Annotated in this window: 9 protein-coding genes; 6 read left to right on the plus strand and 3 right to left on the minus strand. The window is 44.7% G+C overall.

What is annotated here, in order from left to right; genetic code table 11:
* Positions 1 to 9: 9 nt before the first annotated feature.
* Both aroA and WJ238_RS11695 read right to left on the minus strand, forming a co-directional pair.
* Complete coding sequence (aroA, locus tag WJ238_RS11690) at positions 10 to 1,371, minus strand: 3-phosphoshikimate 1-carboxyvinyltransferase (RefSeq protein ID WP_337607015.1); 1,362 nt, start codon at positions 1,369 to 1,371, stop codon at positions 10 to 12.
* On the minus strand, positions 1,361 to 2,497 hold the full coding sequence (locus WJ238_RS11695; protein ID WP_316265104.1) for a prephenate dehydrogenase: 1,137 nt from the start codon (positions 2,495 to 2,497) through the stop codon (positions 1,361 to 1,363). The genes aroA and WJ238_RS11695 overlap by 11 nt, the downstream gene beginning before the upstream one ends.
* Positions 2,498 to 2,759: 262 nt before the next feature.
* Here WJ238_RS11695 and WJ238_RS11700 point away from each other — a divergent pair, with 262 nt between their 5' ends.
* The 6 genes from WJ238_RS11700 (at position 2,760) to WJ238_RS11725 (ending at position 12,081) form a co-directional block, all read left to right on the plus strand.
* Positions 2,760 to 4,838, plus strand: coding sequence for an elongation factor G (locus tag WJ238_RS11700; RefSeq protein WP_230105534.1), 2,079 nt, complete (start codon positions 2,760 to 2,762; stop codon positions 4,836 to 4,838).
* Positions 4,839 to 5,008: 170 nt separating this feature from the next.
* Complete coding sequence (gene trkA / locus WJ238_RS11705; protein WP_316265102.1) at positions 5,009 to 6,370, plus strand: Trk system potassium transporter TrkA; 1,362 nt, start codon at positions 5,009 to 5,011, stop codon at positions 6,368 to 6,370.
* A gap of 13 nt (positions 6,371 to 6,383) precedes the next feature.
* Positions 6,384 to 7,826: a TrkH family potassium uptake protein gene (locus tag WJ238_RS11710; RefSeq protein WP_337607017.1), complete on the plus strand. Its 1,443-nt coding sequence runs from the start codon at positions 6,384 to 6,386 to the stop codon at positions 7,824 to 7,826.
* Positions 7,827 to 7,848: 22 nt separating this feature from the next.
* Positions 7,849 to 9,444, plus strand: coding sequence for a CvpA family protein (locus WJ238_RS11715; RefSeq protein ID WP_337607018.1), 1,596 nt, complete (start codon positions 7,849 to 7,851; stop codon positions 9,442 to 9,444).
* Between the two features lie 31 nt (positions 9,445 to 9,475).
* Positions 9,476 to 10,408, plus strand: a complete 933-nt coding sequence (locus WJ238_RS11720; RefSeq protein ID WP_337607019.1) for an AEC family transporter — start codon at positions 9,476 to 9,478, stop codon at positions 10,406 to 10,408.
* Positions 10,409 to 10,452: 44 nt separating this feature from the next.
* Positions 10,453 to 12,081 carry a Na/Pi cotransporter family protein gene (locus WJ238_RS11725; RefSeq protein ID WP_316265096.1) on the plus strand — a complete coding sequence of 543 codons (1,629 nt, stop codon included), beginning with the start codon at positions 10,453 to 10,455 and terminating at the stop codon, positions 12,079 to 12,081.
* Between the two features lie 136 nt (positions 12,082 to 12,217).
* Here the strand turns inward: WJ238_RS11725 and WJ238_RS11730 are convergent, their stop codons facing one another.
* Positions 12,218 to 12,643 (minus strand): P-loop NTPase family protein, encoded by a 426-nt coding sequence (locus WJ238_RS11730; protein WP_230105540.1) that lies wholly within the window; start codon positions 12,641 to 12,643, stop codon positions 12,218 to 12,220.
* Positions 12,644 to 12,725 lie beyond the last annotated feature (82 nt).

Raw genomic sequence — 12,725 nt, forward strand, 5'->3', positions numbered from 1 at the left:
GTAACACTTTTAAAAAGTGTTACGTCCCAAACTGCATATTTCATCATAAAATCCCGGATAGGAAACGTCCACGCACTGGGCGTTTTGTATAATGGTCTCCCCTTCCGCTGCAAGGGCCGCCACTGTAAATGCCATGGCAATCCGGTGATCAAGGAAGCTGTCGATTGCGGCGCCCTTCAATGCTTTTCCGCCGTGGATGATCATGCCGTCATCAGTGGGAATGACATCAGCGCCCATAGCCTGAAGTCCGCGGGTGATGCTGTCGATCCGGTTGCTTTCTTTGACTTTCAGTTCAGCGGCATCGGAGATGACAGTGGTACCTTTGGCGTATGCTGCAAGAACAGCGATAACCGGCAGCTCGTCAATGAGAGTAGGGATATCAGATCCGCCAATGGCTGTGCCGTGAAGAGGAGAGTAGTTTACCAGCAGATCAGCGGTAGGCTCACCGGCAGAAACATGCTGATTGATGCAGGTGATGTCAGCGCCCATTTCCCTGCATATTTTCAGGATGCCGGCCCGGGTGGGATTGATCCCGGTGTTTTTGATAAGAAGCCGGGAGCCGGGGATCAGAAGGGCAGCAGCAATGAAATAGGCTGCTGAGGAAATGTCTCCGGGTACCCGGATATCCTGGGCAAAAAGTTCCCGGCAGGGCTGGATGGAGGCGCACCAGGAACCATTCTCATTTTGATGCGAGGAAACGTCGGCACCAAAGCCGGACAGCATGGATTCCGTATGATTTCGGGAAAGCGCGGGCTCTGTCACCTCTGTGGGGGAGTCTGCATACAGCCCGGCCAGAAGGACGGCAGATTTTACCTGGGCAGATGCAACTTTGGAGTTATACCGGATCCCATGAAGCTTTCCGGGGGAGATGCCAAGGGGCGCACAGCCATTTCCGGAAATGCTTTTAATAGAAGCGCCCATCTGGGACAGAGGCTCGATGATCCGATTCATCGGCCGCCGGTTCAGAGAGTCGTCCCCTGTCAAAATGCAGCTGAAATCCTGTCCTGCCAGAATACCGGAGATCAGCCGGGTAGTTGTTCCGCTGTTTCCCGTATACAAAGGTCCATCCGGCTGCTTCAATCCATGGAGCCCCTGGCCATGTACAAGAAGTTCCGGTGAAAAAGAATTGTCGGAACGTACGCTGGAAGAGTCTGCATATTCTATACGTATCCCCATTTTCTGAAAACATTCTATTGTAGACAGGCAGTCCGCTCCGGGCAGAAATCCCTGTATCCTTGTGGTTCCCTTTGCAATGGCGCCCAGCATAACGGCGCGGTGAGAAATAGATTTATCGCCGGGAATGCGGATAGTTCCGGACAGCGGGTGCATTGCGGGAGTGATCAACTGATTGTGTGTAAACTTACCGTTCATAAACAATATACCTGTATTTCTGCAGAAGTTCCGACGCCTTTCTTGAGGAGGCGTCATCGTAAAATTCTATGCGCAGAACCCCTTCTTCAAATTCGCGGTTGTGAATGATGCCGATGTTTTTCAGGTTGATGTTATTGGAAGCAAGAATGGTGGCAATTGTTGCAATCCCTCCGGCTTCGTCAATGATATCACAGTAAACGGCAAATACTTTTTTGATGGGTCCTGATGATCCGCCGGGAATCGAATTTCTATAATTCCTTGAACTGTCGAAAAGATGGTAAAGGGCCTGTTCATCCCCTTCGTCTACCGATGCTTTTGCCTCTTCCAGTACAGAAATATACTGTTCCAGAATATGAGAGATATTCTCTTTGTTTTTCAGACAGATATGCTGCCACATGGTAGGCGAGGAGGAGGCGATCCGCGTGATATCTTTAAAACCTCCGGCTGCCAGCTGTTTCATCAGCTCATCCGGCGTATCTGCATCTCTTACCAGGCAGACGAGGGTGGAGGCGATAATGTGGGGAAGGTGGCTGATAGCGGCTGTGATCTGATCATGGAGATGATAGTCCAGCACAACCGGCAGCGCCTTCAGGCTTTCAATAAAATTCTGAAATTCCGAAATCTTCTCTTCAGGGACTTCCTGGGCAGGAGTCAGGATATAGTAGGCATTTTCGATCAGCATTGCCTTGGAATTGGTATATCCGCTTTTTTCAGAGCCGGCCATAGGATGTCCGCCAATGAAATACTTCCCTAATTTCAGTTTTTTAATTTCCTGATGGATGCTTGTCTTCACGCTGCCTACATCCGTCAGAATGCATCCCTCTTTCAGATAACAGGCAACCTGCTTAAGATAAGCATTATTATAGGAAACAGGGGCGCATAAGAAAATATAGTCGCATCCCCGGAAACTGTCGTCAATATGAACGGCGGCAACGTCGATCACAGACTCCTGGGTAGCAAGTGCCAGCGTTTCTTTGTTTTTGTCAAATGCGGTAATGGTATATTCCGGATAATACTGCCGGATTGCCCGGGCAATGGAGCCGCCGATCAGCCCAAGTCCGATAAAACCGATTTTTTTGCGTCTTACCTCAGCAGACGATAAAAAGGAGTGTGTAAATTCATTCATAAATTGCTAAAGTCCTCTCTGATAGCTGTAGTCAGATGAAATGATCTTTCATCACAATTAGTTAAATTTTACTATGTCCGCCGGGGCTTGTCAAAGACCAGGTGATATTTAAATCTGACTGAATGGAAAAAAATTTCCTCAAGACAGAATTGTATATTAATACCAGGCAGTATTTTGTAAAATGTGCATGAAATAGTTGTAAAAACAGTTTTTTTTTAGTACAATATACCCATGAGATTTTACAAAACAAGGAGGCAGCCATATGAAGGTTTACAGAACGGACGAAATCAGGAACGTGGTTCTTTTGGGACACGGAGGATGCGGAAAGACAAGCCTTGTTGAGGCAATGGCTTACGTATCGGGAGCCACCAGCCGTATGGGAAAGGTAGCCGACGGCAATACGATCAGTGATTTTGATAAAGAGGAACAGAAGCGGGGATTTTCTATCAGCACAACACTGGTACCCATCGAGTGGGAAAAAGCAAAGATCAATATTCTGGATACGCCGGGATATTTCGACTTTGTCGGAGAAGTGGAGGAAGCGGTCAGTGCAGCTGACGCCGCAGTTATTGTTGTTTCCGGAAAAGCAGGTGTAGAGGTAGGAACGGAGAAGGCCTGGGCACTCTGCGATAAATACAATCTGCCCCGCATGGTTTATGTGACAGAGATGGATGTGGATGATGCCAGCTTCCGTGAAGTGGTACAGCAGCTGACAGACCGGTATGGAAAGGTGATCGCGCCTCATTTTCAGCCGATCCGCGAAAATGAAAAGTTAGTAGGCTATGTAAATGTTATCAAGAATGCAGGAAGACGTTATACAGGCATCGGCCAGAGAGAAGAGTGCGAGATTCCGGATTACTGTAAACCAAACCTGGAAATCTACAGGGAAAAACTTCTTGAAGCAGTAGCAGAGACAAGTGAAGAATTTATGGAACGGTATTTTGCCGGAGAAGAATTTTCAATAGAAGAAATCAGGGCGGCAATGCGTACTGAGGTTATGGACGGCGATATTGTTCCGGTGGCAATGGGATCCAATATTCAGGCACAGGGAGTTGCCAACCTCCTTTCTGATATTGTTCGTTTCTTCCCAAGCCCGGACTGCAGAAAATGTGCGGGACTCAACAAAACAACAAATGAGATCTTTGAAGCAGACTACAATTTTTCCGCAGCAAAGAGCGCGTATGTATTTAAAACAATGGTGGATCCGTTTATCGGTAAATATTCCTTCGTTAAAGTATGCTCCGGCGTTCTGAAGGGAGATGATGTTCTCTACAATACTACTTCAGAGACAGAGGAAAAACTTGGAAAGATCTATACAATGTGCGGAAACAAGCCGGTTGAGGTAAGCGAGATGTTTGCCGGAGACATCGGCGCCATCGCAAAGCTTTCCAGCACAAAGACCGGGGATACACTGTCCGCGAAATCCAGTCAGATCGTATACGGAAAGACAGATTATTCCAAACCATATACATATATGAAGTATGTAGTGAAAAATAAAGGCGACGAGGACAAAGTATCACAGGCGCTGCAGAAAATGATGGCAGAGGATGTTACGCTTCGCGCAGTCAATGACAGCGAAAACCGGCAGAGCCTGATCTATGGTATGGGAGATCAGCACCTGGAGGTAGTTGCAAGCAAGCTCCTTGCAAGGTATAAATGCGAGATTACTCTGGAGACGCCGAAGGTTGCTTTCCGGGAAACTATCCGTAAAAAATCCGATGTTGATACAAAGTATAAGAAACAGTCCGGAGGACACGGACAGTATGGACATGTTAAAATGCGTTTTGAGCCGTCCGGCGATCTGGAGACTCCTTATGTATTTGAAGAAGAAGTAGTTGGAGGCGCTGTTCCGAAGAACTACTTCCCGGCAGTAGAGAAGGGACTGCAGGAATCTGTCCTGAAAGGACCTCTGGCAGGATATCCTGTTGTAGGCGTGAAGGCAGTTCTCTATGACGGATCTTACCATCCTGTAGATTCTTCAGAAATGGCGTTCAAGACAGCAACGATCCAGGCATTTAAGAAAGGTTTCATGGAGGCAGGCCCCGTTCTGCTTGAGCCGATCGCTTCTGTGAAGGTCACAGTCCCGGATGAGTATACCGGAGATATTATGGGTGATCTGAATAAGAGAAGAGGCCGTGTGCTTGGTATGAACCCGGTAAGCGGCGGTTATCAGGTAGTTGAAGCAGATGTGCCGATGACAGGTCTGTTCGGATATTGTACAAATCTTCGTTCCATGACAGGCGGACGCGGTACGTATGAGTATGAATTTGCCCGCTATGAGCAGGCCCCGTCTGATGTACAGGAAGCAGAGATTGCAAAGAGAGCTGCAGAAGAGGCATAAGATAACCTAAAACAAAGTGATTTAAGAGATATTTCAGGGAGGAAATTCCTTTCCTGGAATGTCTCTTTTTTCTATTGCAGTATAATACTAAAAGTGCTATAATCCACTTGCCATAATATCAGGGCAAGAAAAAACCTATAGAAAAACTACATAAAAAAGAGGGAAAAACGGTGAAGATAGTTATCATTGGAGATGGAAAGGTAGGCCATAAACTGACTGCCCAGCTTTCCGAAGAGGATTATGATATTGTGTTGATCGACCAGAATGAAGGCAGACTGAAGGAAGCGCTGAATCGCATGGATATATTCTGTATTACAGGAGACGGCGCAAATGTTGAAGTTCAGAAGGAAGCGGACGTTCCGCATGCCGATCTGGTGATTGCCTGTGCATCTACAGACGAGTTGAATATGTTAAGCTGTCTCCTTGCCAAGCGTTTGGGGGCAAAGCATACGATTGCCAGAGTAAGGAATCCCATCTATTATAAACAGATCGGGTTGCTCAAAGAGGATCTGCATCTTAGTATGGCTGTAAATCCGGAACTTGCAGTTTCTCATGAGATTGCAAGAGTACTTCTTTTTCCGGATACCAGCAAGGTGGAAACTTTTGTAAAAGGCCGGGTGGAGTTGGTGGAATTTCCCATTCGTGCTGAGAGCCGCCTGAAAGATCTTTCATTGGCAGAGATTTACCGGAGATATCAGATCAAGATACTGGTATGTGCAGTAAAGCGTGGAAATGATGTATTTATTCCGGATGGAGAAACAGTGTTAAGAGAAGGGGATAAGATCCATATGGCTGCTACCCATAAGGAGCTGGAGTCATTTTTTAATGCCCTTGGAAAGAGAAGCGGAAAAGTAAAAAATGTGCTGATCTGCGGAGGCGGCAGCGTAAGCTATTATCTGGCAAGCCAGCTCGGATCAGACAGGATGAATGTAAAGATCATCGAGAAGGATTATAATAAATGTGAAAAGCTCTGTGAAATGCTGCCGGACGCAACGATCATCCATGGAGATGCTACAAATCACGACCTTTTGATCGAAGAGGGGATTGAGCATGCTGATGCCCTTGTGGCTCTGACAGGAATGGATGAAGAAAATATTATCATGGCGCTGTTTGCGAAAACAAAAAATGTGCCGAAGATCGTTGCTAAGGTTAATGAGGATTCCAGGGCACAGATGGTGGAAGGACTGGGAATTGACAGTATTGTGTCGGCAAAGAGTGCAACTGCCGATGTGATTCTAAGCTATGTGAGGGCAAGGCGTAAATCCTTAAAAAGTGCCAACGTGGAAGCTCTGTACCGACTGGTAAACGGTAAAGTTGAAGCATTGGAATTTATTATCCGGAAGGAATGTGAATACACCAACATCCCTCTGAAAGATCTGAAGACAAAGAAAAACTATCTTATTGCCTGCATCGGGAGAAAGGGAAAAATCCGGATTCCCAATGGTGATGATCATATTGAAGTCGGGGACAGCGTTGTAATCGTAACAACAGAGCGGGGAGTCAATGACCTGAAGGATATGCTGGAGAAATAGAGGGAAACAAAAAATGAACAGGAAGATGATTTTACATATTCTCGGTAAAATGATGGGAGTGGAGGGGCTTCTCCTTCTGATCCCGGCGCTTGTAGGATTGATCTATCAGGAAAAATGTGCGGTTTATTTTGTTATTACGGCCGCGGTGCTGGCAGTTATTTTCCTGCTGACAGGAAGAAAGAAACCGGAAAATACGATGCTTTACGGAAAAGACGGTCTGCTGATCGTTTCATCAGCCTGGATCTTGTGGTCGCTTTTTGGAGCACTTCCGTTTTTCCTTTCCGGATCGATCCCGAATTATATGGATGCATTTTTTGAAACCGTATCCGGATTTACCACGACAGGATCTACGATTCTGAAGGACGTGGAAGTGCTTCCGCAGTGTATGACTTTCTGGAGAAGTCTGACACACTGGGTAGGCGGAATGGGTGTGCTCGTTTTTGTTATGGTGCTGACGAACCTGGACAAGCAAAGTTCCATTCATCTGATGCGCGCGGAAGTACCAGGGCCAGAGAAAGATAAACTGGTTCCAAAATCACGGACAACAGCGCAGATCCTTTACGGAATGTATTTTATTTTGACGGCGATCCAGGTTGTTCTTCTGCTTTTGGGAGGAATGAATCTTTTTGATTCTCTGATCCATGCATTTGGGACAGCGGGGACAGGCGGATTTTCCAATTATGCAGACAGTGTGGGGCATTTCAACAGCGCCTATCTGGATGGAGTGATCAGTGTATTTATGATTCTGTTCGGAATCAACTTTAACCTGTACTTTTTCCTGGCGGTCCGTGAATTTAAACTGGTATTTAAAAATGAAGAATTAAGGGCGTATCTGCTCATCATATCAGGTGCGGTCGTAATGATAATGATCAATATTTATCCCATATACGGGTCTGTGGCCGAAGCATTCCGCTATTCGGCATTTCAGGTAGCATCGATCATTACCACTACCGGATACGCTACAGCAGATTATATGCTGTGGCCGGAGTTTTCCAGGTGTGTGCTTGTAGCACTGATGATCATTGGAGGCTGTGCGTCTTCCACAGGAGGCGGAATCAAAGTATCAAGACTTTTGATCTCCCTGAAAAGTATTTATAAAGAAATCAAACAGATGCTGCACCCTAAGTCAGTAAATGTAGTAAAGCTGAATAAAAAGAAGCTGGGTGAGGATACAATAAGAAATGTCTATGTATATCTGCTTGCCTATATTACCCTTGCGATCGTATCAGTTTTGATTGTTTCACTGGATAATTTTGATTTTGAAACGACAGTCGGTTCGGTGATCACAGCGCTGGGTAATGTTGGCCCCGGCCTTGGTATGACCGGGCCGGTGGGAAGTTTTGCAGACTATTCACTTCTGGCAAAATTTGTGTTTTGTTTAGATATGTTGGCCGGAAGGCTTGAAATCTTCCCGTTTTTAATGTTATTCTCTTATGTATGGAGAAAAAAATTTTAAGACTCCATAAAAAGGAGGAATTATGAAAACAAGCAGAAAAGTATTGCTGGGGATGATTGTCCTGATCCTTGCAGGAATCTACTATTATGTAGCGCTCCCGGCAATTAATATCCACTCGTCGGACGTCTGGTTTTTTGCGCTGTTCCTTCTTGCTGTACTTGCAGTTGCCTATGCAGTAAGAAAACGATTGGGAAGAACAGAACTGAAGCAGTCCAGAGTCATGAAAATTTTCGGGATTTTGATCCTGATTATCGGAGTGGTTTATCTGGCAGGGACACTCCTGTCCTCACCTATTATTAATGCGAAAAAATATCAAAGTCTTTTAAAGGTAGAGGAACGAGAATTTACCAAAGACATCGAAGAAGTTTCTTTTGACAAAATACCGCTTCTTGATAAGGATTCTGCTGAAATTCTCGGCGACAGAAAAATGGGAAGCATGGTGGACATGGTATCACAGTTTGAGGCAGATAATATCTACAGTCAGATCAACTACCAGGACAGACCGGTGAGAGTATCTCCTCTGAAATATGCAAGTCCCATTAAGTGGCTGACAAATCAGTCGGAAGGAATACCGGCCTATATCATGATCGATATGACGAATCAAAATACAGAGCTGGTTAAATTGGAGGAAGGTATCAAATATTCCACAAGCGAATACTTTAACAGGAATATATACCGTCATTTGCGGTTTGCTCATCCGACCTATATTTACGGGGAACTGAGCTTTGAAATTGATGATGAAGGAGTTCCATATTGGATCGCTCCGGTGAAAAAATTTAATATTGGATTATTTGGAGGAGAAACAGTAGGAAAGGTCGTACTCTGTAATGCAATTACAGGGGAAACGACAACCTATGATGTGGAAGATGCGCCACAGTGGATTGACCGTGCCTATTCCGCAGATCTTCTGGTGGAACTGTTCAATTATTACGGTACGTTGAAGCATGGATTCTTCAATAGTATTTTAGGGCAGCGGGATTGTCTGCGGGCTACAGAAGGATATAATTATCTGGCCCTGGATGATGATGTGTGGATGTATACCGGCGTGACCTCAGTAAATGGAGATCAGTCCAATGTAGGATTCGTTCTTGCAAACCAGAGGACAATGGAAACAAGGTACTATGAAGTGGAAGGTGCAACAGAGGCAGCGGCCATGGCGTCTGCCGAAGGACAGGTGCAGAATCTGAAATACACGGCCACTTTTCCGATGCTGCTTAATGTGGCAGATGAACCGACATATTTTATCGCACTGAAAGATGATGCCGGACTGGTAAAAAAATATGCCCTTGTCAATATTCAGAAATATCAGATTGTGGCAGTGGGAGACAGTGTAAATGAATGTGAGGAAAGCTACAGAAATCTCCTTGTGAAAAATGGAATTACAAAAGAAAAAGAGGATACCCGGCAGGAAAAGAGCATAAGCGGCAAGATTACGAAAATTGCTCAAGGCGTCGTGGATGGAAATTCTCACTACTATATTATGCTTGACAGTTCAGACCAGATTTTTGACGTATCGGTAGTGGATCATATCGACATCATTCGATATGAAGAAGGACAGACAATTACAATGGAGTATAAAGAAGATACTCCTGCCAATACGGTAACGGCTATCCGTTAGACAGGCGAGGAAAAGATGGGATGAGAGAACAATGGAATTAAGTATACTGCTGGCGGAGCAGATCGCAGCGCTCTTTTTGATGGGGCTGGTAGGTTATCTGTCCGTGAAATCCGGAAAATTCAGAGAATATGAAAGCCGGATCATTTCAAATCTGGTAGTGTATATCTGTTCTCCTTGTGTGATCATTGATGCATTTCAGATCGATTTTACTGCAGATAAGGTCAAGGGGCTCCTTCTGGCCGGAGGGGCTTCGGTACTGGTGCATATTATTTTGATCGGTGGAGGGAAGCTTCTATCGAAACCGTTCCATTTGAATGGGATTGAGAAAGCTTCAGTGGAATACAGTAACTCCGGCAATCTGATCGTTCCCCTGGTGGGAGCAGTACTTGGAGCAGAGTGGGTATTTTACACAACTGCATTTATGATCGTACAGACGATACTTATCTGGACCCATGGGCAGTCAGTGATCTGTCAGGGACTGGAGATGAATTACAGGAAAATATTACTGAATCCGAATATCATTGCGATTATAACAGGACTGTTTTTGTTCCTTACGAAAATACGCCTGCCTGTGATCGTAAATGAGTGTATCAGTGGATTTGGGGATATGATAGGACCTGCAAGCATGATGGTTGTGGGAATGATCATTGGAAATGTAGATCTGAAATGGGTGTTTTGCCAGAAAAGGCCATATTTTATCTGCTTTTTACGGCTGATTTTCTTTCCGATGATCATTATACTGATTTTTGCATGCAGTGGAATCCGAAATCTTCATCCGGATGCTGAATATATCCTGATGATCGTCATACTGGCAGCCAGCGCTCCGGCAGCGGTTATGGTGACACAGCTTGCGCAGATACATGACAGAGATGCCATATATGCCAGTGTAATAAATGTTATGTCTGTAATTTTCTGTATTGTTACTATGCCTTTGATGCTGCTCTTTTATGAAGAGCTTATCTAAAAGGTAAAAAATAAAAACAATCATACAAAGGATGGAAAAAAATTATGGGAATCACAGAGGTTTTGCAGTTGCTAGGGGGACTTGCACTTTTCCTGTACGGTATGCAGATGATGAGTACCGGTCTGGAAACAGCGGCAGGAAACAAAATGAAGACAATCCTGGAAAAACTTACTTCTAACCGGATCAAAGGTGTTATTGCAGGTGCGATCATTACCGCAGTTATTCAGTCGTCTTCAGCAACCACAGTCATGGTTGTGGGATTTGTAAATTCAGGACTTATGACTCTTAGACAGGCTGTATGGGTAATTATGGGAGCCAATATCGGTACAACCATTACCGGACAGCTGATCGCTCTCGATGTAGGGGCTATGGCGCCGTTTTTTGCATTTGTCGGCGTGGCGTGCATCATGTTTGTGAAAAAAGAAAAAGTAAGACATATCAGTGAAGTGATCGCCGGATTCGGTGTGCTCTTCATCGGTATGGATATGATGGGGGCTGCTATGGTTCCTCTCCAGAGCTCGGAAGTGTTCATTAACTTTATGACAACCTTCCAGAATCCGCTGGCAGGAATTGCAATGGGTGCGATCTTCACCGCGATCATCCAGTCCTCTTCCGCGTCAGTAGGTATTCTGCAGGCGCTTGCTACAGCTGGACTTGTTCCTCTTTCCAGTGCGGTATATATTCTGTTTGGACAGAATATAGGAACATGTATTACAGCGGTTCTGGCGTCTATCGGAACAAAGACGAACGCGAAGAGAACCACGATCATTCATTTAATGTTCAATATTATCGGTTCTGTTTTATTTACAATTATTTGTATAGTGACACCATTCACATCTTTGATGGCACAGACAGCACCGGGTAACCCGGCTGCACAGATCGCCAATGTGCATACGACGTTTAATATTGTGACAACACTGCTCCTTCTGCCATTCGGAACTTATATGGCGAAGCTGGCAGAGAAAATCCTTCCGGAGAGCGAAAAAGAGAAGGAGGAAGTCAAACGTCTCAAATATATTGTTCCCTTTGAGACCAATTATCAGGTGGGACATGCAGCAATCGTACAGACACAGGTTGAGAAGGAAGTTGACCGTATGACAGGTATGGTCCGTAAAAATGTAGAGGAGAGTTTTGATGCCCTCTTAAACAATGATGTTGAGAAGCGGGAAGAGATTGATGAGAGGGAAGAATACATTGACTACCTCAATGTGGAGATATCCCGTTATATTGTCCATGTAATGTCTACAGAGGCCGGCAGTCAGGATTTGGTAAATATCAACGGCTACTATACTGTAGTGGGCAATCTGGAACGAATTGGCGATCATGCGATGAATATTGCGGGATATGCATCTAATCTGAAAAAGTGGAAACAGACTTTCTCCGAGGAAGCGCTTTCCGAAGTGCGGGCGATGCGTGACATGTGTCTGAAAACGATCGATACATTGGAAGGATTTACGCGGGGAGAGAAGGAAAAGATTCTGGAGCGCACAGCACAGAATGAGCAGAGGATTGACGATATGAGGGATGAATACCGTGACAAACAGGTAAACCGCATGCAGAAAGGAACCTGCCAGGCAGATACAGGTATTATCTATTCCGAAATCCTTACAGATTTTGAGCGAATCGGAGATCATGCGCTGAATATTGCACAGAAATATAATGAGATAGCATAGAAGGAAAACTTCTTTTTACAGATCGGGGACAGAGTATTTTGCAAATACTCTGTCCCCAACGTTATTTTACGGTCTAAAAAAGGTCCTGTGTCAATCATTTTCATTTGCACAGAACCTTTTTGTTTTCCCCAACTTTTTAATTTAATACCTTACAGGTCTCTGAAAGATTGATTCCTGTGAGATCATCCTTTCCGGCGCTGATGCTGACGTAAAAATCAATGTCGCATTGTGCGGAAATCTTTTCCAGACGTTCTACGAATTTTGGCATGTCCTCTGATTTGATGTGGTCGCGTTTCAAAATTCCATCGATAAAGATACACTCTACATCGTGATTAGCACTGTACATTCCGTACAGGAAACCGATATATTCATCAATATTTGTGATCGCATCATAGTCGTCCATACATACAACCCGAATATCAAATGCTACGCTGCTTGTATCACGATGACTGTTTTTGATAAAAACTACATTCCCGCTGCATGCCTTTGCCTGTTGATTTGCAAGATCGATCATCTGCTGTGTCTTACCGCTGCCTTTCGGCCCTGTCAATAAATTTACCATGGGAAACACTCCTTTTTTATGTATTTGACATACGTATTTTCTTAACATTTATTATACATGAATTTAATGAGAGAAACAATAC

The sequence above is a fragment of the Claveliimonas sp. genome (genome assembly GCF_037273965.1).
Taxonomy (GTDB): domain Bacteria; phylum Bacillota; class Clostridia; order Lachnospirales; family Lachnospiraceae; genus Claveliimonas; species Claveliimonas bilis.

What these genes read in the sequence shown, in the direction of transcription:
- WJ238_RS11720 (WP_337607019.1), top strand. Translation starts at nt 9,476, where the DNA reads ATGGAATTAAGTATACTGCTGGCGGAGCAGATCGCAGCGCTCTTTTTG.
- aroA (WP_337607015.1), bottom strand. Translation starts at nt 1,371, where the DNA reads ATGAACGGTAAGTTTACACACAATCAGTTGATCACTCCCGCAATGCAC.
- WJ238_RS11725 (WP_316265096.1), top strand. Translation starts at nt 10,453, where the DNA reads ATGGGAATCACAGAGGTTTTGCAGTTGCTAGGGGGACTTGCACTTTTC.
- WJ238_RS11700 (WP_230105534.1), top strand. Translation starts at nt 2,760, where the DNA reads ATGAAGGTTTACAGAACGGACGAAATCAGGAACGTGGTTCTTTTGGGA.
- WJ238_RS11715 (WP_337607018.1), top strand. Translation starts at nt 7,849, where the DNA reads ATGAAAACAAGCAGAAAAGTATTGCTGGGGATGATTGTCCTGATCCTT.
- WJ238_RS11710 (WP_337607017.1), top strand. Translation starts at nt 6,384, where the DNA reads ATGAACAGGAAGATGATTTTACATATTCTCGGTAAAATGATGGGAGTG.
- WJ238_RS11695 (WP_316265104.1), bottom strand. Translation starts at nt 2,497, where the DNA reads ATGAATGAATTTACACACTCCTTTTTATCGTCTGCTGAGGTAAGACGC.
- WJ238_RS11730 (WP_230105540.1), bottom strand. Translation starts at nt 12,643, where the DNA reads ATGGTAAATTTATTGACAGGGCCGAAAGGCAGCGGTAAGACACAGCAG.